The organism is Brevibacillus sp. GCM10020057 (assembly GCF_042683565.1).
GTDB lineage: Bacteria > Bacillota > Bacilli > Brevibacillales > Brevibacillaceae > Brevibacillus.
In genome coordinates, this window is record NZ_JBHUJW010000024.1 from 18,027 (window position 1) to 42,347 (window position 24,321).

22 protein-coding genes are annotated in these 24,321 nt (G+C 55.1%); 18 read left to right on the forward strand and 4 right to left on the reverse strand.

Translation table 11 applies throughout. From position 1 onward, the window contains the following. Positions 1-79 precede the first annotated feature (79 nt). From pfkA to ACFSO0_RS08580, 5 genes are all read left to right on the forward strand, one after another. Positions 80-1,039 carry a 6-phosphofructokinase gene (pfkA, locus tag ACFSO0_RS08560; protein WP_376878947.1) on the forward strand — a complete coding sequence of 320 codons (960 nt, stop codon included), beginning with the start codon at positions 80-82 and terminating at the stop codon, positions 1,037-1,039. Between the two features lie 39 nt (positions 1,040-1,078). Next, positions 1,079-2,833, forward strand: a complete 1,755-nt coding sequence (pyk, locus tag ACFSO0_RS08565; RefSeq protein ID WP_376878949.1) for a pyruvate kinase — start codon at positions 1,079-1,081, stop codon at positions 2,831-2,833. A gap of 359 nt (positions 2,834-3,192) precedes the next feature. Next, positions 3,193-5,454 carry a ribonucleoside-triphosphate reductase, adenosylcobalamin-dependent gene (gene nrdJ / locus ACFSO0_RS08570; protein WP_376878951.1) on the forward strand — a complete coding sequence of 754 codons (2,262 nt, stop codon included), beginning with the start codon at positions 3,193-3,195 and terminating at the stop codon, positions 5,452-5,454. 224 nt (positions 5,455-5,678) lie between these two features. Next, positions 5,679-6,110, forward strand: a complete 432-nt coding sequence (locus ACFSO0_RS08575; protein ID WP_376878953.1) for an acyl-CoA thioesterase — start codon at positions 5,679-5,681, stop codon at positions 6,108-6,110. A gap of 2 nt (positions 6,111-6,112) precedes the next feature. Continuing rightward, positions 6,113-6,511: an FxsA family protein gene (locus ACFSO0_RS08580; RefSeq protein ID WP_376878955.1), complete on the forward strand. Its 399-nt coding sequence runs from the start codon at positions 6,113-6,115 to the stop codon at positions 6,509-6,511. Positions 6,512-6,580: 69 nt separating this feature from the next. Here the strand turns inward: ACFSO0_RS08580 and ytvI are convergent, their stop codons facing one another. Beyond that, positions 6,581-7,711 (reverse strand): sporulation integral membrane protein YtvI, encoded by a 1,131-nt coding sequence (gene ytvI, locus ACFSO0_RS08585; RefSeq protein WP_376878957.1) that lies wholly within the window; start codon positions 7,709-7,711, stop codon positions 6,581-6,583. Between the two features lie 391 nt (positions 7,712-8,102). Between ytvI and citZ the strand changes: the two genes are divergently transcribed. The 12 genes from citZ (at position 8,103) to ACFSO0_RS08645 (ending at position 21,429) form a co-directional block, all read left to right on the forward strand. After that, positions 8,103-9,215 carry a citrate synthase gene (citZ, locus tag ACFSO0_RS08590; RefSeq protein ID WP_376878959.1) on the forward strand — a complete coding sequence of 371 codons (1,113 nt, stop codon included), beginning with the start codon at positions 8,103-8,105 and terminating at the stop codon, positions 9,213-9,215. Between the two features lie 171 nt (positions 9,216-9,386). Then, a complete protein-coding gene (gene icd, locus ACFSO0_RS08595; RefSeq protein ID WP_376878961.1) occupies positions 9,387-10,670 on the forward strand; it encodes an NADP-dependent isocitrate dehydrogenase in 1,284 nt (427 codons plus the stop codon). Between the two features lie 64 nt (positions 10,671-10,734). Further along, on the forward strand, positions 10,735-11,673 hold the full coding sequence (mdh, locus tag ACFSO0_RS08600; RefSeq protein ID WP_376878963.1) for a malate dehydrogenase: 939 nt from the start codon (positions 10,735-10,737) through the stop codon (positions 11,671-11,673). A gap of 212 nt (positions 11,674-11,885) precedes the next feature. Next, positions 11,886-12,581, forward strand: coding sequence for a response regulator (locus ACFSO0_RS08605; protein ID WP_376878965.1), 696 nt, complete (start codon positions 11,886-11,888; stop codon positions 12,579-12,581). A gap of 15 nt (positions 12,582-12,596) precedes the next feature. Continuing rightward, the gene (gene pnpS / locus ACFSO0_RS08610) at positions 12,597-14,360 is read left to right on the forward strand and encodes a two-component system histidine kinase PnpS (protein ID WP_376878967.1); all 1,764 of its coding nucleotides are present in this window, start codon (positions 12,597-12,599) and stop codon (positions 14,358-14,360) included. A 96-nt stretch (positions 14,361-14,456) separates the two neighbouring features. Next, positions 14,457-15,113 carry a phosphate signaling complex protein PhoU gene (phoU, locus tag ACFSO0_RS08615; RefSeq protein ID WP_376878969.1) on the forward strand — a complete coding sequence of 219 codons (657 nt, stop codon included), beginning with the start codon at positions 14,457-14,459 and terminating at the stop codon, positions 15,111-15,113. Between the two features lie 148 nt (positions 15,114-15,261). Further along, positions 15,262-16,347 (forward strand): hypothetical protein, encoded by a 1,086-nt coding sequence (locus ACFSO0_RS08620; protein ID WP_376878971.1) that lies wholly within the window; start codon positions 15,262-15,264, stop codon positions 16,345-16,347. 74 nt (positions 16,348-16,421) lie between these two features. Beyond that, entirely contained in the window at positions 16,422-17,372 is a 951-nt protein-coding gene (locus ACFSO0_RS08625) for a VanW family protein (protein WP_376878974.1), read from the forward strand. A gap of 136 nt (positions 17,373-17,508) precedes the next feature. Then, positions 17,509-17,937, forward strand: coding sequence for a MarR family winged helix-turn-helix transcriptional regulator (locus ACFSO0_RS08630; RefSeq protein ID WP_376878976.1), 429 nt, complete (start codon positions 17,509-17,511; stop codon positions 17,935-17,937). Positions 17,938-17,946: 9 nt separating this feature from the next. Beyond that, positions 17,947-18,606, forward strand: a complete 660-nt coding sequence (locus ACFSO0_RS08635) for an efflux RND transporter periplasmic adaptor subunit (RefSeq protein WP_376878979.1) — start codon at positions 17,947-17,949, stop codon at positions 18,604-18,606. Positions 18,607-18,611: 5 nt separating this feature from the next. Beyond that, the gene (locus ACFSO0_RS08640) at positions 18,612-19,835 is read left to right on the forward strand and encodes an efflux RND transporter periplasmic adaptor subunit (protein ID WP_376878981.1); all 1,224 of its coding nucleotides are present in this window, start codon (positions 18,612-18,614) and stop codon (positions 19,833-19,835) included. A gap of 13 nt (positions 19,836-19,848) precedes the next feature. Then, positions 19,849-21,429, forward strand: coding sequence for a DHA2 family efflux MFS transporter permease subunit (locus ACFSO0_RS08645; RefSeq protein ID WP_376878983.1), 1,581 nt, complete (start codon positions 19,849-19,851; stop codon positions 21,427-21,429). A 75-nt stretch (positions 21,430-21,504) separates the two neighbouring features. On the opposite strand, the gene ACFSO0_RS08650 is transcribed toward ACFSO0_RS08645, so the two are convergent. Further along, the gene (locus tag ACFSO0_RS08650) at positions 21,505-21,648 is read right to left on the reverse strand and encodes a hypothetical protein (protein ID WP_376878986.1); all 144 of its coding nucleotides are present in this window, start codon (positions 21,646-21,648) and stop codon (positions 21,505-21,507) included. Continuing rightward, positions 21,611-22,555: a DMT family transporter gene (locus ACFSO0_RS08655; RefSeq protein ID WP_376878988.1), complete on the reverse strand. Its 945-nt coding sequence runs from the start codon at positions 22,553-22,555 to the stop codon at positions 21,611-21,613. Before ACFSO0_RS08655 ends, ACFSO0_RS08650 begins: the two co-directional genes overlap by 38 nt. Positions 22,556-22,680: 125 nt before the next feature. Between ACFSO0_RS08655 and ACFSO0_RS08660 the strand changes: the two genes are divergently transcribed. Then, positions 22,681-23,415 carry an N-acetylmuramoyl-L-alanine amidase family protein gene (locus tag ACFSO0_RS08660; RefSeq protein WP_376878990.1) on the forward strand — a complete coding sequence of 245 codons (735 nt, stop codon included), beginning with the start codon at positions 22,681-22,683 and terminating at the stop codon, positions 23,413-23,415. Here ACFSO0_RS08660 and ACFSO0_RS08665 read toward each other — a convergent pair. Beyond that, positions 23,392-24,183 (reverse strand): divergent polysaccharide deacetylase family protein, encoded by a 792-nt coding sequence (locus ACFSO0_RS08665; RefSeq protein WP_376879105.1) that lies wholly within the window; start codon positions 24,181-24,183, stop codon positions 23,392-23,394. The two genes, ACFSO0_RS08660 and ACFSO0_RS08665, sit on opposite strands and share 24 nt — an antisense overlap. Positions 24,184-24,321: the final 138 nt, after the last annotated feature.

Sequence of the window (24,321 nt, forward strand, 5' to 3'; positions counted from 1 at the left end):
ATGTTTCAAAGCTGCTTTGGTACATACTGTTACCGTTTCATGACATGCTAAAGACGACACGATTGGAGAGGTGGATTCCATGCAAAAGCTTGCGGTTCTGACCAGCGGCGGCGATGCCCCGGGAATGAACGCTGCCGTGCGGGCGGCTGTTCGCCGGGCTGCGCACCACGGGGTACAAATGTTTGGCGTGTACCACGGATACGAGGGACTGATGAGTGGCGATATTCAGGAGATGTCGCTCGGTTCCGTAGGGGATATTATCCAACGGGGCGGAACGATTTTATATTCGGCACGCAGCGAGGAATTCAAGACGGAGGCCGGACAGCAGAGGGCAGTCGAGCAGCTTCGCAAGTTCGGAATCGAAGGACTGATTGTCATCGGCGGCGACGGGTCCTTCCGCGGGGCGCAAAAGCTGACGGAAAAAGGCTTTCCCACCATCGGGGTGCCAGGGACGATCGACAACGACATTCCGTGCACAGACTTTACGATCGGCTTCGATACCGCGTTAAATACGATCGTAGAAGCGATCGATAAGATTCGCGATACCGCGACCTCCCATGAACGGACCTACATTATTGAAGTAATGGGACGGGATGCCGGCGACCTGGCTCTGTGGGCGGGTCTTGCCGCAGGTGCCGAGTCGATCATCATTCCGGAAGCCGACCAGGACATGGACGATATTTTGGATCGTCTCCACGCCGGGCAGCGACGGGGGAAAAAGCACTCCATCATCATCGTGGCAGAAGGCGTCGGCAGCGCTGCCTCTTACGCGGATGCAATCACCAAAGCAACCGGCTGGGAGACGCGGGTGACGGTGCTGGGGCATATTCAGCGCGGCGGTTCGCCTACCGCGATGGACCGCATGCTGGCGAGCCGGATGGGCGCGGCAGCAGTCGACCTTTTGCTCGAAGGCAAGCGGGATCGCATGGTCGGCATCCAGAACAACCAGATCGTCGATGTCGACTTTAACGAAGCATTGGCGAAAAAGCATCAGCTGGACTTATCCGTTTATCAGTTGGCTCGTACACTGTCCATCTAGGGGTGGCAGGTTTCAGGAGGAAAGAGGAGGCAATATCCTATGTTGAGAAAAGCGAAAATCGTATGTACCATCGGCCCCGCGAGCGAATCGGTCGAGACGCTCAAGAAGCTGATCCACGCGGGAATGAATGTGGCAAGGCTCAACTTCTCGCATGGTTCCCATGAGGAACATGCGGCGCGCATCGCCAATATCCGCAAGGCGTCAGAGGAGACGGGCAAGCCGGTCGCGATCCTGCTGGATACCAAAGGACCGGAAATCCGCACGGGGACATTGGCCACCGACTCCGTCGAACTGGCGGAAGGTAACACGATTGTCCTCACGACCGAAGAGGTGGCGGGGACGGCGGAGCGCGTCTCGATCACGTATGCCGAGCTGCCGCAGGACGTAGCGCCTGGCGACACGATTCTCATCGACGACGGCCTGATCGGCCTCACCGTGCAGGAAGTCCGGGGCAACGACATCGTCTGCCTGATCAAAAACGGCGGCACGCTGAAAAGCAAAAAAGGCGTAAACGTGCCAGGGGTCAAGATCAACCTGCCGGGAATTACGGAAAAGGACGCCCAGGATATCGAGTTTGGCATTGAGCAGCAGGTGGACTTCATCGCGGCTTCCTTTGTGCGCAAGGCGTCCGATATTTTGGAGATCCGCACGATTCTGGAGCGCCACAACGCGCATATCGATATCATCGCCAAGATCGAGAACCAGGAAGGCGTTGACAACGTAGACGAGATTCTTGCCGTCTCGGATGGCATCATGGTAGCGCGCGGCGATTTGGGTGTAGAAATTCCGGCGGAGGAAGTGCCGCTCGTTCAGAAAATGTTGATCAAGAAGTGCAACGAGTTGGCGAAGCCGGTCATCACGGCTACGCAGATGCTCGACTCCATGCAGCGCAACCCGCGTCCGACCCGAGCGGAGGCGAGCGACGTAGCCAATGCGATCTTTGACGGAACCGATGCGATCATGCTGTCCGGCGAGACGGCTGCGGGCAAGTATCCCGTAGAATCGGTAGAGACGATGGACCGAATCGCCGTGCGCGCCGAGCAGGAGCTGAACTACCGCGAGATTTTGTACGCGCAGGCGCAGCAAAAGCAAGTCACCATCACGGATGCGATCAGCCAGGCGGTGTCCAACGCCGCGCTCGACCTCAACGCCGCAGCGATCATTACGGCGACTGAGAGCGGGCATACGGCGCGGATGGTGTCCAAATTCCGTCCGAAGGCGCCGATCGTGGCCGTTACGCCGCACGCCAACGTCATTCGCCGCATGGCGCTGATCAACGGGGTTTATCCGGTATTGGGCGAGATGGCGAATACGACAGATGAAATGCTGGACAACTCCGTTCAGAAAGCGCTGGACGCAGGCTTTGTCCGCCACGGCGACCTCGTGGTGATCACGGCGGGTGTGCCTGTGCGCGAAGTGGGAACGACCAACCTGATGAAAATTCACCTCATCGGCGATGTCATTGCGAAAGGACAAGGTATCGGCCGCAAAGCGGTGACAGGCAAGGTCGTGATCGCGCGCTCCGCAGAGGAAGCACTGGCGAAGACGGAGAAGGGGTCCGTTCTGGTGACGATCGGCACCGATTCGGACATGATCGAGGCGTTCCAAAAGGCGGCAGCGGTCATCACGGAAGAGGGAGGTTTGACCTCTCACGCAGCCATAGTCGGGCTGAACCTGGGCGTACCGGTAATCGTAGGAGTTGCTCTGGCGACGGAATTGTTAAAGGATGGACAAGTCGTCACTGTCGATTCCGAGCGCGGAAACATTTACTCCGGACACGCGCGGGTTCTCTAGTACGAAAGACTCGTTTTTCTCATAGGATTCTCCGGGAGGGTGACTGCAGGTCGCCCTCTTTGTCGTGCCTTTTTGCATGGCGTGAACTTTGCCGATTCCGCTTTTCTCCAGAAAATGGGGATTTTTAGCCGATGCATTACGAGGGGGAATTTGATAAAATCGGCTGGTTACTTGTCGCAGAGAAGCAAAGCGAGAGAGCTTCGGGCAAATGTTCGGTTATCCCTGTCAAGTGTTTTTTTGCGAGAAATACTATATATAGTATTGTCGAAAATTATATTTCACAATATGTAGGTTTAACTATTGAGTTTTTCCACTAAAGATAGTTAACTAGAGAGGAAAGAATTGAAGGAGGAACCGATATGCTGGCCACTGAGACGAATACCAGAACCCGTTTTTTGACGGATGGATTCTTGCAACGATATCCAGATTTCCCTGCACATATGACTCCACTTGGACAATTCGTATATTATCGTACTTATTCTCGCTTTATACCGGAAAAAGGAAGACGGGAAACCTGGAAGGAAACCTGCCGTCGCTCGGTGGACTACAATATCAAGCTCGCCTATCAGCATATGAACAAAATCGGCTTGCGTCCGGACACGCGTGCGTTGGAAAAAGAGGCTGAGGGCTTGTTTGACAACATGTTCAACCTTCGCCAATTCCTGTCTGGCCGTACCTTGTGGGTAGGGGGGGCGGAAAACGGAGTCGCAGACCTGTATCCGCTCGCCAACTTCAACTGCTCGTTCCTGAACATCAAGTCCTGGGATGACCTTGGCGACCTGTTCTACCTGCTTCTCGTCGGGACAGGGGTCGGCTTCAAGTGCACAAAGGAGATGGCTGCCGGTCTCACGCCGATCCGCACGAACGTAACGCTGCTCTCGTCGGAGTACAGACCGCTGCCGAAACACCAGCGGCTCGAGCGCTCCGAACTGAACGTGCTGGAAAACGGCTTCGCCAAAATCTACGTCGGGGACAGCAAGGAAGGCTGGGTAGAATCGCTGCGCCTCTACTTGCAAATTTTGACGGACAAGGCGTACGAGCATATCCACACCGTGAAAATTTCCTACAACAGCGTCCGGCCAAAAGGCGAGCGCCTGAAGCGGTTCGGCGGAACGGCGAGCGGTCATGAGCCGCTTCGCGAAATGTTTGAAGGAATCGACAGAGTGCTGAAAAACCAGATCGATCAGCATCTGGCGCCGATCGAGAGCGACGAAAAAGGCTACGGCAAGGTTCGTCCCATCCACATTCTGGACATCGGCAATCTGATCGGTGCCAACGTCGTAGTCGGCGGCGTTCGCCGTACGGCTGAAATCTTCCTGTTCGACCACGACGACTACGAGTGCATGCTGGCCAAGTACGGCATCAACGGCTTCTGGACCGATGAACAGCTGGCGCACCATCGCCGCGTCGGGGAGCTTTTGGGCGAGCACAAGCCTGCCTGGTTTGACAACATCGAAAAAGTCGGCGACGGCCGTTTCGGACTGGACCACCGCCGCATGTCCAACAACTCCATCGCGTTTACGAAGCAGCCAAGCCGCGACTTCCTGCACCTCGTCTTCACCCTGATGCAGTTGGAAGGGGAGCCGGGCTTCATCAACCTCGAGGAAGCCAACCGCCGCCGTCCGAACGCCGAAGGACTGAATCCGTGCGCGGAAATTTTGCTCGATTCCTACGGGGTCTGCAACCTGACGACTGTCAATCTGGTCGAATTTGTCAAGAACAGCCCGGACGGTTCCAAATATTTGGATCTGGACGGCCTGCTCGACGCGCAGCGCAAATCGGCCCGCGCCGGACTGCGCATGACGCTGGTGACGCTGGAGCTGCCGCATTGGGATACGGTTCAGCAGCGCGACAGACTGCTCGGCACTTCCCTGACTGGCGTAAAAGATGCACTGGCATCGCTCGGCTACACGGAAGAACAGGAGCTGGAGCTGCTGCGCCTGCTTGGCGACGCTGCCCGTGACGAAGCGAACCGTTACGCGTACGAGCTGCGCGTCAATTCGCCGCTGCTCGTGACGACTGTCAAACCGGAAGGCACGCTGTCGCAGGTAGCGGGCGGAGTGTCCAGCGGCCTGCACTGGTCCCATTCGCCCTACTACATCCGCCGCATCCGCATCAACGCGGAGGACCCGCTTGCCAAGGCCGTACAGGCGCTGGGCTGGACTGTGCATCCAGAGGTAGGTACGCCTGGGGACACGCACGAGGAACGCATGGCCAATGCCCGTACGCTCGTCATCGATTTCCCTGTTGCTTCCGGAGCGAAAGAGACGAAGAACGAAGTCAGTGCGAAGCGCCAGTTCGATACATACTTCCGCTTCCAAAAGGAGTATACCGAGCACAACTCATCCAACACGATTACGGTACGCAAGGAAGAGTGGGCAGAGGTGGAAGAGATCGTATTCGACAACTGGGACAATTTTGTTGGCGTCTCCTTCCTGCAGTTGGACGGCGGAAACTATCAGCTGGCGCCGTACGAGGAGTGCACCCGGGAACAGTACGAGGCATTGAAGCAAAGCATGAAGCCGTTTGATCCGGCCATTTTGCAGCAGTACGAAACAGGCGGAGATGTCGACCTGACGACTGCCGAAGCTTGCGAAGGCGGCGCTTGCCCGATTCGCTGATCGATTTTCACCAAAAGACAGAGCGGACAGAAAGCAGGGGAGGACGCATGATGCGGTTCTCCCTTGCTTTTTTCCCTCCATCCCCCGCATGATCGGACTCGCTCTGTAAATGTAAAATCTCTTCGCTCCGCTATTGCCGCAGCGGCCAAAATGACAAACGCGCCGTCAGAAAACACGGCCCGTCTATGGTACAATATGGGGAAAGAGAAAGGGGTGACAAGCGCATGAAACCCGTTGTTCATTCCCATCGTCTGCGCGTCAGGTACAGCGAGACGGACCGGATGGGCGTGGTTTACCATACGAATTATTTGAACTGGTTTGAAGTGGGGCGCACCGAATTTATCCGCCATGCGGACCTGACCTACCGTCAGCTGGAGGAAAAAGGCGTTCTGCTGCCGCTCACGGATGCCGCCATTTCGTACAAAAAGCCTGCGAAGTACGACGACGAGGTGGAGGTACGCACGCATGTATCCGAGATTACGCCGGTGCGGCTGACCTTTTCCTACGAGATTGTCCGCGTGGAAGATGACGAGCTGTTGGTGACAGGCAGCACGATGCACGTCTTTACGAATGCATCCTTCAGACCGATCCGTCTGTCCCGCACAGAGCCGGAAGTGTATGCCTGGCTGGAGAAGCAGCACAAAGGGGGAGAGTGACCATGCTGTTTCGCATCCTCGTCGTCCTGTTTATTGTCATTCCCGCCATCGAGCTGTGGGGACTCATTTCAATAGGCAAGATTATCGGTGGATGGAACACGGTTGCGTTGGTCATTTTGACGGGGGTGGCCGGGGCGTGGCTCGCCAGGCAGCAGGGAATCCAGGTCATCCGCTCCGTGCAGTTCCAGCTGTCGCGGGGACAGATGCCGACCGAATCTCTGATCGACGGCGCACTTGTCCTGGTCGGCGGAGTGCTGCTGATGTCTCCCGGCTTTTTCTCGGACGTCGCCGGCATTTTGCTGCTCATCCCCTACACCCGTCTCATCGTGCGCCATTTGCTGAAAGGGTGGCTGTGGTCGCTGATCGCCTCGGGGAAAATCCAGCTGCTGTTTCGCAGATGAACAGATGGTTGAAAAAAAGAACCGCTTCTTCCGGCAAGGCGCAATTGCCTGCCGCGAGCGGTTCTTTTCTTATGTACGACTGCCTTTGATGTAACGCCATACGTCCGAAAAAACATCTGCTTTGATCAACGCGTTGATCATCACCAGCGCTACTGGACCGATAATCAGGCCGAGAAAGCCGAACAGCTGCAAGCCGACAAACAGGGCGACCAACGTCAGCAACGGGTCCAGTCCCACATTTTCCGCGACTACCTTCGGCTCGATGATTTGCCGGAAGATCAGCACGACGGCGTACAGGATGGACAAGCCGATGACCAGGGTGTAGTTGCCCTTGAAGAACAGGTAAATGATCCACGGAATGAAGACCGTCCCGGTGCCGAGATAGGGCAGCAAATCGACAAGTCCCGTGATCAGGCCGATCGTGATGGCGTATTCGACGCGCAGGATCAACAGACCGATGATGACAATGGCGGCGGTGAGCGAGATCAGCGTCAGCTGGGCCTTCACAAACCCGATGAGGGCGCCGCGCAGATCGCGAAAGACCTGGTCCAGGCGGCTGTTGACGCCTTTGGGCAGTATCCGGCGGAAGCGCGCCTCCCACTGTAAGAAGTCTTTCGAGATGAAGAACGCTCCCATCAAGGAAATCACCGAGACGGTTGCCATGTTCGGAAGCGAGAGCAGGAACGTTTTGAGATTGTCCAGAAAGCTGACGATCAGATTCTGGCCCGCATGCGTGATGGACGAAATGCCGCTGCCCAGCGTGGCGTCCACCTTGAGCTGAAAATCCGGGTCGAGCTGGGTGTAGAGCCACTGGACCTGATTGTACAGCCCCATGAGAAATTCCTGGGTGATGGTCCGCTGCAAATACTCGGAGAGCTCGGCGGCGAATCCCGGAAGACGTTTGGCAAGCTCGCCGATTTCCACGACCGTCTCCGTCACCACCAGCGTGACCACCCCGACGGCCAGCAGCATCAGCAGGAGCAGGGAGATCGTCACGGACAGCCAGCGGGGAAACTTGAACTTGCGGGTCATGAACGTGACGGGCCGATGGATCAAGAGGGCAATGACTAAAGCAATCAGAAATGGGTAAAGTAAGGGTGTTGCAAACCGGAAAACCCATACGGCAAAGTACACAAGCAGGCAAACCCACAAAAACCGAATGATTTGAAAAAGTCTTTCCACCCAGTTTTCCTGATTCAAAGCGGTCTCCTTTCTTGCCCTCTCAAGGGGACAAATGCTGCTGTAATTATTATGCCGTATGCTGAATAGACCGAGCAAGTTAGTTGAAAAAACAAAACCGGGTTTCACCCTTTGAAACATTTTTTCGCTTACCTTATTCACAAAACTGCAATAATCTTTTATAATTGGGTCGACTTGAGTGGATTCTTTTTTCTCTCCATGCGAAGATTTCTCTCCTCTCTATAGGCTGACTGCGAGGAATGGGCATGGACGACATTCTTAGACAAGAGTGGTGGATGAAAGAAACCGCTGCCTGCAAAATTTATATAGCTTCACGGCTGTGCGTGTACCGGTCGGCGGACAAGCGACGACTGGTTGACACATTACTTAGTGGAAAAGGAGAGGGAGTTCTATGACAGCAACCCGTGGACTGGAAGGCATTGTTGCAGCTGAATCATCAATCTGTTCGATCGTAGATGGCGTTCTCTGCTACGGCGGGATCAACATCGACGAGCTGGCAGAACATGCGACCTTTGAAGAGGTTGTATACTTGCTCTGGCATGGAGCGTTACCGAAGCGAGATCAGCTGGAAACCTTGAAAAAACAATTGGGCGAGGCAGCCGCTGTCCCTGCCGAAGTAATCGAGGGCATCCGCAATTACCCAAAAGGGATTCACCCGATGGCTGCATTGCGCACAGCTGTCTCTTCGCTAGCGCTCTACGATACAGAAGCGCAAGATATGTCTCCTGAAGCGAACTACCGCAAAGCAATCCGTCTGATGGCTCAAACTCCTACCCTGGTCGCAGCGTTCGCTCGCCTGCGCAAAGGTCTGGAGCCGGTTGCTCCAAAAGCTGAGTACACCATCGCGCAAAACTTCCTGTACATGCTGAAAGGCGAAGAGCCTACCGAGACTGCTGTGAAAGCGCTCGATGTCGCACTGATCCTGCACGCGGATCATGAATTGAACGCCTCTACATTCGCTGCTCGTGTAACCGTTGCCACCCTGACCGATATCTACTCCGGTATCGTGTCCGCGATCGGTACCCTGAAAGGCCCTCTGCACGGCGGCGCGAATGAAGCTGTAGCGAAAATGCTGACAGAAATCGGCAGCCTGGACAACGTGGAAGGCTATGTTCGCAATAAGCTGGACAACAAGGAAAAAATCATGGGCTTCGGACACCGCGTATACAAAGATGGCGACCCGCGCGCAAAATGGCTGCGCCAAATGTCCAAAGCGCTGACTGCGCAAACCGGACGTCCGGAACTGTATGAGATGTCTGTAAAAATCGAAGACATGGTAACAGGCGAAAAAGGCCTGAAGCCAAACGTCGACTTCTATTCCGCATCCGTATACATTTCGCTCGGCCTGGAAATCGACCTGTTCACACCGATCTTTGCAATCAGCCGCATGTCTGGCTGGACTGCACACATCATGGAACAGTATGAAAATAACCGCTTGATCCGTCCTCGCGCGGATTACACTGGTCCGGTAGGAAAGCATTACGTACCGATCGACCAACGTTAATCATCCGCGAGCGAAGACTGCACTCGTTGCTTTTCCGAGCGTGAAGAAACAGGGAGATGCCTGTTTCGCAGAGCAGGAGCCATCCTGTTTCAGCGAAGCGGGTATGGACCTGTTTCAAGCTGTCTGGAAATATTTCTGATTCCTAACTATTTCAACTCTGGAGGGGTTCTTGTGTTCAAAAACTTGACGCAACCAACTGTCGGCGAAAAAATCACAGTGGATAACGGCAAACTCGTTGTGCCTAACAATCCGATCATTCCTTTCATCGAAGGTGACGGTACTGGCCCGGACATCTGGAAAGCTTCCGTGCGCGTACTGGATGCAGCTGTTGAAAAAGCGTACAAAGGCGAAAAGAAAATCGCATGGTTTGAAGTGTTCGCTGGTGAAAAATCTTTCAACCAATACAACGAATGGCTGCCTGAAGATACCCTCACAGCGATCCGCGAATACCTGATCGCGATCAAAGGTCCTCTGACTACACCTGTTGGCGGCGGTATCCGCTCCATCAACGTAGCTCTGCGTCAAGAACTGGATCTGTACGCATGCGTACGCCCTGTTCAATACTTCGACGGCGTGCCATCCCCTGTCAAACACCCTGAGCTGACTGACATGGTCATCTTCCGCGAAAACACTGAAGACATCTACGCTGGCGTAGAGTGGGCGGAAGGTACTCCGGAAGTGAAAAAAGTGATCGACTTCCTGCAAAAAGAAATGGGCGTGAAGAAAATCCGCTTCCCGGAAACTTCTGGTATCGGCATCAAGCCTGTTTCCAAAGATGGTACCGAGCGTCTCGTTCGCGCTGCGATCAACTACGCAATCGACAACAAACGCAAATCCGTTACCCTGGTACACAAAGGCAACATCATGAAATTCACCGAAGGCGCGTTCAAAAACTGGGGTTACGCAGTGGCTGAAGCCGAATTCGGAGACAAAGTATTCACTTGGGCTCAATACGACCGCATCAAAGCGGAAGGCGGAGACGCTGACAAAGCGCAAAAAGAAGCAGAAGCAGCTGGCAAAATCATCGTAAAAGACGTGATCGCCGACGCATTCCTGCAACAAATTCTGACTCGTCCGGCTGAATACGATGTCGTAGCAACCCTCAACCTGAACGGTGACTACGTATCCGACGCTCTGGCAGCGCAAGTAGGCGGTATCGGTATCGCACCAGGCGCAAACATCAACTACCTGACCGGTCATGCGATCTTTGAAGCAACACATGGTACTGCTCCGAAATACGCTGGTCTGGACAAAGTAAACCCGTCCTCCGTCATTCTGTCCGGTGAAATGATGCTCCGTCACCTGGGCTGGAACGAAGCAGCTGACCTGATCATCAACTCCATGGAGAAAACCATCTCCGCGAAAACCGTTACTTACGATTTCGCCCGTCTGATGGAAGGTGCAACCGAGCTGAAATGCTCCGAGTTTGCTGACGCCCTGATCAAAAACATGTAAGTTTGCGTGTATGTATAGTTGATTCATTGGATACGAGTTAACTAACATTTGGAGGGGATTTGTCATGGCATTCCAACGCAAAAAGATCGCTGTCATCGGCAGCGGCTTCACAGGGGCAACAACTGCATTCATCCTGGGACAAAAGGAACTGGGCGACATTGTACTGGTGGACATCCCGCAGCTGGAAAACCCGACCAAAGGGAAAGCGCTGGATATGATGGAAGCCTCTCCTGTTCTCGGCTTCGATGCCAAGATCACCGGAACGGCTGACTATGCAGACATCAAGGATGCAGACCTGGTCATCATCACCGCCGGTATCGCCCGCAAGCCTGGCATGTCCCGCGATGACCTCGTGAACACGAATGCTGGTATCATGAAATCCGTAGCGGAGCAAGTGAAAACGCATGCTCCCGACTCCACTGTTATCGTTCTGTCCAATCCGGTCGACGCCATGACCTACACGTTCTATACTACTTCCGGCTTCCCGAAAGAGCGCGTCATCGGCCAATCCGGCGTGCTCGATACAGCACGCTTCCGCACGTTCGTGGCAATGGAGCTGGGCGTATCTGTCGAAGATGTGACAGGGTTCGTCCTGGGCGGCCATGGTGACGACATGGTGCCATTGGTTCGCTACTCCTATGCGGGCGGTATCCCGCTGGAAAAGCTGATTCCAAAAGACCGTCTGGATGCGATCGTCGAGCGCACCCGCAAAGGTGGGGGCGAAATCGTCAGCCTGCTCGGCAACGGTTCCGCTTACTACGCTCCGGCGGCTTCCCTCGTGCAAATGGCGGAAGCGATTCTGAAAGACAAAAAACGCATTCTGCCGTCCATCGCCCTCTTGCAGGGCGAATACGGCTACAACGATTTGTACCTGGGCGTACCTACACTTCTGGGTGCAAACGGGATCGAGAAAATCATCGAGCTGGAACTGACAGCCGAAGAAAAAGCGGCTCTCGACAAGTCTGCTGATTCTGTCCGTAAAGTGCTGGCTGTGTTGAAATAGGATCGATGCGTGAAATACGAAAGACGCCTCTCCTCTGGAAGGCGTCTTTTCGCGTCTCGGGAGGAATCATACCTGCAAATGGTGTGTGGAGCTATCTTTACAAAAAATTTACTTGTCTGTCGCGATTCCGGTTTGGCAGACTGAGATTAGAGAGAAAAGGAACGAAGCCTATCGCGTCATGCCAACAGGACGATAGCTCAGGGGGAAAAAACATGATCAAAGTATTGGTAGTGGATGACGAGGCTTCTATCGTGAAGCTGTTGCAATTCAATCTGGAAAAATCAGGATTTCGGGTCATGACGGCCTTCGACGGCAAACAGGCGCTGGAGATGGTCAAAAGCGAGCAGCCCGACTTTATTATTCTCGATCTGATGCTGCCGAAGATGGACGGCATGGACGTGTGCAAGACGCTGCGCCAGGAACGGGTGAATACGCCGATCCTCATGCTGACGGCAAAGGACGATGAACTCGACAAGATACTCGGTCTGGAACTGGGGGCTGACGATTACCTGACGAAGCCGTTCAGCCCGCGCGAGGTGGTCGCCCGGGTCAAGGCGATATTGCGCCGCGTTCAGGCCGCCCCGGAAGTGTCGGTGGTCCAGGAGGAAGTCGTCCTGCAGTTCGGAGACGTTCGCGTCTATCCGGAAAAATACGAAGTGTTCCGCGGCGACGCCAAAGTGGAGCTGACCCCGAAGGAATTCGAGCTGCTGCACTATTTGGCGAGCCACCACGGGCGTGTCCTGACGCGCGATCAGTTGCTCAACGCTGTCTGGAACTACGACTTTATCGGCGATTCCCGCATCGTGGATGTCCACGTCAGCCATTTGCGCGACAAGCTGGAGGAAGACACGAAAAATCCGCGTTACATCAAAACCGTTCGCGGTCTTGGGTATAAATTGGAAGGATAACGGGAGGCACCGCCTTTGACTCGCTTTCGCATCAAACTCACCTTGACCATACTCGGTTTGATTTCCTTGGTTCTGCTCCTGCTGGGGCTGTACTTTGCCAAGGTGCTTGAAAACTCCTACCTGCAGTCGTTGCAGGAACTGCTGTTGCGGGAATCCAGGCTCATCGCGCAGGCGGTACGGTTCCCGGAAGTTTTTTCAGACAAACAGGTACTGGAAGAGCGAGTGCTGCAGGTAGCTCCCGCCAACGACGTCAGGCTGACGCTCATCGATCAGGCTGGCACCGTGCTTTTTGACAATTCTACCTATGCAAACGGGATGGAAAACCATCACGACCGGCCGGAGTTCATCGCGGCGCTGCGCGGGGAAACGGGTATATCGCGGCGCTACAGCGAGACGCTGAGGCACGACATGATGTATGTGGCGGTGCCCATCGCGTTGGATGGACAAATCGTCGGGGCGGTGCGTTCGGCGATGTCCATGAAAGACATCACCAATACGATCCACAACATGTGGTACAGCCTTTTGACGGGGCTTTTGGTCACGCTGGTAGTCGGTTCGATTGTCGTTTCCCGCATTTCTTTTTCCATTATCCGGCCGATCGAGGAAATTACCCGCGTCGCCCGCAACATTACGCAGCGGCAGTACGAGAGTCGCGTGCGCATCAAGGCAAAGGACGAGATCGGTCAGCTGGCAGGGGCGATCAACTTCATGGCCTCCAGCCTGGAGCAGCAGATGTACGAGATTTCCGAGAACCAGCAGCGGCTGTCGGGCGTGCTGACCAATATGACGAGCGGGGTCATCTTCATTTCCGAGCAGCGCAGAATCATGCTGGTCAATCCGGCGGTGGAGAAGCTGCTCGGGATGGCGGGAAACGAGATCGTCGGCAAGCTCCATATCGAGGCGGGAAAAAGCTTTGGACTGAGCCACTACATCGACCGCTGTCTGGACAAGGGCGAGAAGTTCCGGGAAGAGGTGCACATTTACTACCCGCAGGAGCGCGTGCTGGATGTCAACTTCGCGCCGTACATCAACTACAGGGGCGAGGCGCGCGGCGTAGTCGTCGTGCTGCACGACATCACCGACATACGCCGGTTGGAAAAGATGCGCAGCGATTTCGTAGCGAACGTCTCCCATGAGCTGCGCACCCCGATCACGTCGATCAAGGGCTTTACGGAGACCTTGCTGGAAGGGGCGATGCAGGACGAGGAAACGTGCCGCAACTTCCTGCAGATCATCTCGGACGAAAGCGAACGGCTCTACCGGATGATCCGCGACATCCTCGACCTGTCGAGGATCGAGCAGAAACGCATTCCGCTGCAAATGAGCCAGGTGCATGTGCAGGAGCTGATCGCATCGGCGGCCGCGATTATGCACGACCAGGCGCAGCGCAAGCAGCTGACGATAGAGCTGCCGATCGCTGGCGAGGACATCTGGCTGATGACGGATCGAGACTGCCTGCAGCAGATTGTACTGAACCTGCTGTCGAACGCCGTCGCCTATACGCCGGAGGGCGGAACGATCGCCATTCATGCCGCGAAGGAAGGCAAAAACGTCCGGCTTCAGGTCGCCGACACAGGCATCGGCATTCCGGGAAAAGACATTCCGCGCATTTTCGAGCGCTTTTATCGGGTGGACAAAGCGCGCAGCCGCGATTCCGGAGGAACAGGACTCGGCCTTGCAATCGTCAAGCACCTGGTGGACAACCTGCACGGGCATATTTCGGTCGAAAGCGAGGAAGGACAAGGCACGACCTTTACCGTCATCCTGCCGCTGCACTGAAAAGATTTACAGAAACCACACACGGTCTTTACCGTCCCTCTACAATCCCCTTGTACTATTTGTCGTAACCACAGATATACGAAGGGGGACGAGGATATGTCGCGGCACACCTTTGAGGAACAGCAGGACGTACTGCACCGCAAGCTGATGGCGATGGGCACGCTGGTGGAGGAAGCCATTCATAAAGCGATCAAAAGCCTGGTGGAGAGGGATGTACAGCTCGCCGAGCAGGTCATTGGCAGCGATCACCTCATCAACGAACTGGAGCATGAAGTTCAGAGCGATTGTTTTCGGCTGATCGCGTTGCAGCAGCCCGTGGGGAGCGACCTGCGCCGGTTGGGGACGATGCTCAAGCTGGTGACGGATCTGGAGCGGATGGGAGATCATGCAGTGTCGATCGCCAAGACGACGCGGAGGCTGATGACAGAACCATACGTCAAGCCGCTGATCGACATTCCCTTGATGGCGGACCACGTGAAGGCGATGGTGCGGGACTGCCTGAATGCCTATATCGCGCGCAATCAAGTGGACGCAGAGGAAATCGCGGCACGCGACGACATTGTCGACAAGCTGTTTTCCACCATTTTCCGCGACCTGATCGAGGTCATGACCAGGAACGGGACAGCGATCTCCCAGGGGACGCATCTGCTCTTGGTCGCCCAGTATTTGGAGCGGATTGCGGACCATGTGACGAATATTTGCGAGTGGATCATTTACATGTCGACGGGAAAGCTGACGGACCTGAACAAGTGACGAACCGCATCTTGCCGTCGGTCAATGATTCAAAGAGTCGCCGCAAGCATGGCTTGCAGCGGCTCTTTTTTTCGGGAGCCCATTCCTTTTTTTGTGCATATCATGCAGAGATTCAACTTTGCATCAGGAAGCACAGGAGGGAATGACGATGGCAAAAAGAGAGAGACATATTTACGCGGCGGGAAACACCGCCCGAGGATACCGGACTTTCTATGATTCTGTTCTGGCGGGGATGGAGCGAATTTACTATTTGACGGGTGTGGTAGAAGGCATCACGTCGCGAGTGATTGAGACCATCGGCAAGGAAATGGCGAGAGTGACCGATCAGGTGGAATGGATTCATTCGCCGTTTGAGAATGGCAAATACGACGGCGTCATTTTCACGGACTGGAAGGTCGCTGTCATGGACGGCAGCTACCCACGCCAGTATCGGCCGCTCGCGCAGGGTGTGACCGATATCCAGGTGAATCTGCAGACTTCGTTGAAGGTTGAGCTGCTCACGCCCTATGCGGCGCAGATCACGGGCTGGAACGCCGGCATCGCGCGGCACAGCCAGGAGGCGTACGACGCGTTTGCGGAAGCGCTGCGCATCCATGACGAGTGGGAAGCACCGTACATCGCGAATCTGGACCGTGACAAGGCGAACCGCGTGACGGAGGAGCTGATCGAACGTCTCTTTGCCGACGAGCCGCTGGGCAAGACGGCACGTGTCAGGAGGATGTACCTTGGGGCCGCCACTCCCCAAGGGCCGGTCGATCACATCATGAAGCTGACCGATCATTTGCAGAAGCGGTACTTCATCAAGGGGCGTCCGGGTTCGGGAAAATCGACGATGCTCAAGCGGCTGGTGAGCGAAGCCGAGCAGCGCGGACTGGACGTGGAGGTCTACCACTGCGGTCTGGACCCGCACAGCCTGGACATGGTCATTTTGCCGGAAAAAGGCGTGGCTCTCTTTGACAGCACTGCTCCCCACGAGTATTTTCCGAGCAAGCCGACGGATGAAGTCATCGACATGTACGAGCGGGCAATCACGCCAGGTACGGATGAACAATATGCCGATGAGCTGTTTGACATCAAGGCGCGCTACTCGCAAAAAATCAAGGAGGCGACCGCTTGTCTCGTTGCGGCGAAAGAACTGCGGGAGCAGCTGAACAATGTCTACCTGGAAGCGACCGATCAGCAGCGGCTGAAGGTGGTCACCGAGGCCATCATGGGTCGGCTGGCTTGCATGTGAGTCTGGCCAGCGAAATGATGACCGCATGAAACTTGCCCGGCTGCTCATACTACAGACAGGAGGTGAGCAGCCGGATGGTTTATGGTTTGATGCTGGCTCTGCTGCTGGCAAATCCCCTCGATCCCGTTCCTTTTCTGCAGGTAGAAATGGAAGGGGAGACAGTGGCGATACTGGATCGATCGGATTACACCGTGCCGTGGGAAGGCGTGCCCACCGTTGACGAGGAGCATTTGCGCATGACCATGGAGCGTCTGGCAGAGAAGGCGTACATCGAGCCGATCAACGCCACAATCGACGACACTGGCGCAATCGTGCAAGACAAAAAGGGACGGAAGCTGAACGAGACGGACTTTCTTACGCAATTCTACAATTACTATTACGGCAGCGGTTCAGGGGTACTCAAGGCGACGTACCAGGAAATTTATCCGAAAGTGGACACCGCCCTAATGACGCAGGTGAGGAAGAAGAGAATCGGTGAATATACAACGTACTTCAATGCGGGCAACAAAAACCGCTCACACAATATCGCGCTGGCAGCCAGGGCGATCAACAATACGGTTGTGTTGCCGGGGGAGATTTTTTCCTTCAACAAGGTGGTGGGCAAGCGGACGCGGGCCAAAGGCTATTTGCAAGCCCCTGTCATCGTGCGCGGAGAATTGTCGGAAGGGATCGGCGGAGGGATCTGCCAGGTTTCTTCCACGCTTTTTAATGCGGTGGACAAGGCTGGCCTGCATATCGTGCAGCGGTATTCGCACAGCAGGCACGTAGCGTATGTGCGGCCGGGGCGGGATGCGACAGTCAGCTGGTACGGGCCAGACTTTGTCTTTCAGAACAAGTACGCGTACCCCATCCTGATTCGGGCCAAAGTGTACGGCGGCACGATGCACGTCTCCGTACACTCCTTCCCGGAGATCGAATACGAGCCAAGGCATGTTCCCAGCGTCAGCCGTGCCACCCCGGAGGAAGAACCGGCGATTCTGCCAGGCAATCCCAAGACTCCCGACGACTCGACAGCACCTGAATGAGGTGCGGTCGAGTCGTTTTGCTTACTTAGTTAAAATTTAAAGCAAAGAAATAGTTGCCATGAAACAAAAAAAGTCGTATAGTGTTTCGTGTGATAAAATTTCGCGTACGAAATATTATTCAGGAAAGGAGTGCATCATGAACAAGCCATTGCATATCCGGGACTTGCTGAAACGTCTGAATAAAACGTTCGGGATAATGGCCACAAAAGAGCTGTGCAAATACGGGCTAACTGTGCCGCAATTGGTGGTCATTAAACAAATCAACGCGGAACCGAAGACGATTGGACAGATCAGCAAAGCCGTTGACCTTTCGTATAGCACTGTATCCGGCATTATTGATCGCCTGGAGAGAGAGCAATTGGTGGAGCGAGTCCGGGATGAACATGACCGCCGTGTAGTCTGGATTCGGAAAACAGACAAGATCACCGAGCTGTTTGAGAAGGTGGATCTGTTATCCGGCGAGATTTACAAGCAGCATTTCAACAGTTTTACGGAAGAAGAACTCAATAACATTATTAACTCTTTGGAAGCTTTGGTCACCAAACTAGAAGAGATAGAAAGCTGAGGAGAAACCATGAAGCGAAAACTGGTATTGTATGTCATTTTGCTCCTGATCGTGGTAGGCGGTGGCAGCATCGGTTACTACTACTGGTATCAGGGTGAACATTATGTGACTACACAAGACGCACGAATTACGGGAGATATTTATCGTGTCATGCCCAAAATGACAGGCAAACTGACCGGACTCGCTGTAAAAGAGGGCGACGCTGTCGTAGCGGATCAAATCGTCGGCCAGCTGGAAACGACGAACATCCCGACGAACCTGCTGGACAACAGCGTTCTGCGTTCGCCGATTACCGGTACCGTCATCAAGACACAGGCAAAAGAGGGTGAGGTCGTTTCCACCGGAACTTCCGTCGCTCTCGTCATCGACGAAAGCAAGCTGTACATCTCCGCCAACCTGGAGGAAACAGAGATCCAACGTTTGAAATTGGGCCAAAAGGTAGACTTTACGGTCGATGCTTTCCCAGGCAAACAATTGACCGGGCACGTGATGGACATCGGGAAAGCCACGAACTCCACGTTCTCCCTGTTGCCGGCAACCAACACAAGCGGTAACTTCACGAAAGTCACCCAGCGTATCCCGATCAAGATTGCCATTGATGACACCCAAGGCCTGCACCTGGCAGCTGGCTTGAACGTTGAGATCAAAGTGCACGTGAAGGAGATGTAATGATCATGAAAAACAAGCATTGGAAAACAATCGGCGCAGTGCTCACAGCCGTTTCCCTGATTACCGCCGGTTGCAGCGAATCTGCTTCCGGCACGAATGAAGAAACTTTGCCGGTGGTGAAAACGTGGAAAGTAGCCTCCACCCAGGCAGGCGTGATTGCCAGCGGGAAAATCGCGGCCTCCGAAGAAATTCAGGTCGTGTCCAAAGTATCCGGAAAGGCGGCAACCGTCAATGTGAACGAAGGCTCTGTCGTCAAGCAAGGCGACGTTCTGGTGACGCTGGAAGCATCCGACTACCAGCAGCAAATTGCCCAGGCGCAAGCGGCGATTGCCGGTGCCCAGGCCAAGCTGCGAGACACCAAGGCAGGCGCGCGTAATGAGCAGCTGCAGCAGCTCGCCAGCACCGTGGAGCAGGCAAAAGCGAGCCTGAAGGTCGCAGAGAGCACCTACAACCGGATGAAGGCCCTCTTTGATTCCGGCGCATTGTCCCAGGCGGAATTGGAGAAAACATCGCTCGATCTGGAAAAAGCGCGCACGGGTCTCGAGCAGGCACAAGCGCAATACAATCTGGCAAAAGCAGGCCCGACCTCGGATACGGTAGCAGCGCTGCAGGCGGAAGTAAGCCGGCTCAATTCCAGCCTGGAGCTGGCGAAAAGCAGCTATGACAATACAATCGTCCGCGCGCCGATTTCCGGTATCGTTGCCAAGCGCAACATCGATCCGGGCGAAATGGCGGCTGCCGGATCGCCACTGCTCGTGTTGGTGAAAATGGATGAAGTAAAGGTAGAAGCAAGCGTTCCGCAAGAGCAAATCAACAATGTGAAAGTCGGCTCTACCGTCGATGTGAAAGTCGACAGCCTGGGCGGCAAAGTGTTGCAAGGGACTGTGGAATTTGTCTCCCCGATCTCTGACGCTAACAGCAGCTCTTTCCCGATCAAGGTGAAAATGCCGAACAAGGATGGCTTGCTGCGTGCCGGTATGGTCGCAGAAGTCATGCTGCAAGGGCAAGCCGAACAAGGAACCAAAGTGCCGACAGCGGCTCTGCAGCAAAAAGACAACAAGCAATACATTTACAAAGTCGATAACGATGTGGTCCATCAAGTGGAAGTGACTGTGAGCAACACGAGCGGCGATTGGGCGACCGTTACGGCAGGCGTTAACGAGAACGATCAAGTAGTGCTGAATCCGACCGACAAATTGGCTGAGGGCACTAAGGTGATCGCAAACTAACGGGGGTGAGGACATGGCGGAAGCGGTGGCACAGCGGGAGGATAAAAGCGGAAGCGGCGGAATGTGGTTGTCTCTTCTCGCTATCCTCTCCGGAACCTTCGTTGCGATCTTGAATAACAGTCTGATTAACGTAGCACTTCCTGCTATGGTGACCATTTTCGGTTCTACGACAGACACCATGCAGTGGGTGTTGACGGGATACATGCTGGCGAACGCTGTCATGATCCCGATGAGCGGCTCTCTTTCTGCGAAGTTCGGAGCGAAGAGAGTGTTTGTCCTGTCCCTGACGTTCTTTACCATCTCATCCGTGCTCTGTGCGCTGGCGTGGAGCGACACTTCGCTGATTGCGTTCCGCGTCATTCAGGGCGTGAGCGGCGGGATGATCATGCCGATCGGGATGTCGATGATTTACATGATCGTGCCGCGCGAAAAAATCGGGATGGCGCTCGGGATCTTCGGGATTGCCGCGATGACGGCGCCTGCTCTCGGGCCGACGCTGGGCGGTTATCTGGTCGAGTTTTTAAGCTGGCAGTTCCTGTTTCTGGTCGGTGTGCCGTTCGGCATTTTTGCGATCATCATGTCGTCGGTATTGCTGAAGGAAACGCCGAAAAAGCCGGAGCTGAAGTTCGACTATCTCGGAGCATTCCTCGCGATTGTCGGCTTCGGTGCGCTCCTTTTGGCTTTCAGTAAAGGGCAGGCGCAAGGATGGACGTCTTTCTACATCGTGTTTCTGTTCTTCATAGCCATTATGAGTCTCGCCTTGTTCGTCTGGGTCGAGCTGGGCAAGGAGCATCCTCTGCTTGACTTGTCTTTGCTCAAAATTCCGGTGTTCACCATTAGTATTCTGACATCCGGCTTCGTCATGATGGGGATGATGGGCGGGATCTTCCTGATGCCGATCTTCCTGCAAAATGTCCAGGGCTTGACGGCCATGGAATCGGGGCTTTTGCTGATGCCGCAGTCCATCGCGATGGCCATCATGATGCCGATCAGCGGCAAGCTGTTGGACAAATACGGCGTCGGGCCAATCGGTCTGGTCGGGCTGTCGATCATGACGGTGACCACTTTCGAGCTGCACAATCTGGCGGCAGACAGCATGCACGAATGGATCGACAGAATCTTGACCATTCGCGGCATCGGCATCGGCCTTTGCATGATGACGCTGTCGACGGTCGGGATGAACGCGGTGCCGCGGTCGCGCGTAGGGGATGCCTCTCCTTTGTCCAACGTGCTCCGGCAAGTCATGAGCTCGTTTGCCATCGCGATCCTGACCGTAATCATGCAGTCCCGGCAGACGTTCCACATGGCCTCCATCGCAGACAACATGAACACGGACGTCGCGACACAGCTGCTTTCAGGTCTGGCTGGCCTGTACACGCAGGCGGGAGTCGATGCAGCGAGCGCAAGCGGCGGTGCGAGTACCTTGCTCTACGGGATCATGGCGAAAGAGGCGCTGGTGCAAGGCATCGGCGATACGTTCCTCGTCTCGACGATTCCGATTGCCCTGTCGCTTTTCCTGCTGTACTTCCTGCATAAGAAGCCAAAGGCAAGTCCGAGTCCGGAAGCTCCGAAAGGACAAAACTCGGCGGCTTGACCCGCTGATGAAAACAGCCCTCCGATTGACCCGACTGGCGAGGTCGAACGGAGGGCTGTTTGTGATTGGCGCGATTTACGAGGTGACGAGTTTGGCGATCCAGTAGATGATGCGGCCGACGATGTAGCCGAGCAGGATTGTCCATCCGATTTTGGACCAGACGCTAAGGCCCTTGATCCATTCACGCAAGCTTTTCCGGTGCTGTGGCAGATTGCTCAACGGGAGTCACTCCTTTGGCGGGTTGATTGTATTGGGTGAACAGGTAAATGCCGGCGAGAATGATCAGACCGCCAACCCATTGCGGCAGCGTCACTGCTTCCCCAAGGATGAAATAAGCCAGGATGGCCGTGCCTACCGGTTCTCCCAAGATGCCCATGGAGATCGTCGTCGTATTCAGCCATTTGATGATCCAGTTGAAAATGGAGTGGCCGAGCAGAGTCGGGAACAGCGCAAGGCAGAAGAACCAGCCCCAGTCGGCAGCGGGATAGCCCGCGAGCGGATAACCGAGCACCAGGTCGTACCCGACGAGAATGATGCTGGTTACGGAGTATACGACGAGCGTATAGGCAAAGGACGACAGATACTGCCGGACGTATTGCCCGACCAGCCAGTAACCGGTAACGGTCGCGGCTCCAAGCAGGGCAAGGAAGTCCCCCCACAGCGCCATGCCTCCTACCCGAAAGTCTCCCCAACCGATGACGAAGCTGCCGACGATCGCCAGCAGCCCCCCGGCCAGGGCAAGCAGACGGACCCGTTCGCCGAAGAAAAAGTAACCTCCGATAAAGGCGAACAAAGGCTGCAGCGTGACCAGGACTGTGGAACTGGCCACAGAGGTGTAGTTTAACGACTCAAACCAGAGCAAAAAGTGACTGGCCAAAAAGGCACCGGACAATGTACAGAGCAGCCACACTTTTTTGGGCATCACGCGGATCTCCGCCAAAGCTCCCCGATTCCACAGCAGGAGGGGGAGGGTCAGCAGGACGGAGAACACCAGCCGGTACGTCGCGATGATGGGAGAGGGAGCGGCTGACAGCTTCACAAAGATGGCGGAAGTAGATACGGCGACTACCCCGAGAAACAGCGCAAGATACGGGGGAAAGAACGGTTTTTCCAATGATTTTTCCATAAGTGCACCTTCTTCTGGGAGAAAGTCAAGATGGTATCTATTGTACCGTTGGATGAAAGAATTCACAATGTTATGCTTACCCGGCAGCCTGAAAGGTTTACTTACAATCGGGAAATCCTACAAGCATGAAAAAGAGCATCCTGTTATTCGCAGCCCTGATTGTTTTCACCGTCTGCATTCCGCCGCGCAGCCAGGCAATCCCGCTCACCTCGATCAACATCCTCATCGATGTCGGGCACGGGGGCGTGGATTCGGGCACTTCCTTTGGCGATCTGCACGAGAAAGACATCAATCTGCAAGTAGCCAAACGCCTGTACGAGCAGTTGACGGCAGCTGGATACCAGGTAGCGCTGAATCGCCAGGAGGACATCGCACTCAGCGACGATAACCGCTGGCTGAATACGCGCTCGCGGCATATTCGCGACCTCGCTCAGCGCAGGAGCCTCGCAAAAGAACTCGCTCCGCAGATGATGCTCAGCCTGCATGTGAACTGGTCGTCCGACCAAGGGCGGCGCGGACCGGTCGTTCTGTACCAAAGCAACGAGCAAAGCTACATGCTCGCCCAACTGCTGCAAGATTCGCTCAACCAGTTGACGGGTTCCCGCGAAAAGCCAGTGAAAGGAGGCACGTATTACGTTTTGCGGCACAGCTACTGTCCGACCGTGATCGTCGAGATGGGCTTTATCAGCAACGCGGCTGACCGCCGCATGCTGACAGAGGGGGAAGGACAAGAAAAAATCGCCCAGGCCATCAAGGAGGCTGTGAGCGAATATACCATACTGACAGGAAACTTGGGCATGGAGGAGGCGAGGGTGAACGAGAGCTTGTGGAAAATCTTAATGGAAAGATTGATGAACTAGCTGCGAAACGGTGACGAATCTGGCCTCCTTCTGAATTCGCGGGATGTACCGCCGCAGGACGGAGGCTGTTTTTTTGCCGGGAGGTCCCACATGCCCGATTGCCACGCATACCGGCAGGCTGTCGATGCGCTTGCACAGCTTTTCCATCTGCCCCGAGATGTGCGGGAGGGAGTATACATCATCGAGAAAAAGCTGGTTTTCCGCGTACGGGACGCCCAGTTCTGCCGCGAGCTTGCCAGCCACGCTCTTGTCTGTCGTTTTGCTGTCCAGGTAGATGAGCCCGCGTTCTTTGACCACTTCCATGATGATGCGCATGATATGCTCGTTCGCCGTGATTTTGGAGCCCATGTGGTTGTTCATCCCGATCGCGTGGGGGACGTCGTCGATCGCTTTTTGCACGCGCTGCCTGATCTCGTCATCGGACAGGTCTGAGGTGATCGCGCCGGGGCCCAGCCACGACTTTTTGCCTTTGTTCGGCTCCATCGGCATGTGGACGAACACATCGTGCCCTCTCTGGTGAGCCAGCTCGGCGTCCTGCTTCGTGCTCGGCATGAACGGCATGACGGCAACGGTCAGCGGGACTGGCAGCGCCAGCATCTCCTGCGTTCCCGCCATGTTGTTTCCGAAATCGTCGATGACGAAAGCGACGGCCTTTTGCGGGGCAGACGACGGCGCGGGGGTGATCGGTGCAGGGGGTGAGGCCGCTGCGGCCAACGAGTTTGTACAAAAGAAAAATAACGCTGCACCCACCAGGGAGATGCACCTCATCCGTCTTTTTGCAATCACGGGATCACCTTCCATTTTGTTTTTCCTTAGTCTGTTCAAGCGCCTGCCACTTTACCCGCAAGTTCCGCGCACTTGGCTTCTGCGTCTTCCCTATGTTACGATTGAAGATAGCAGTTTTTG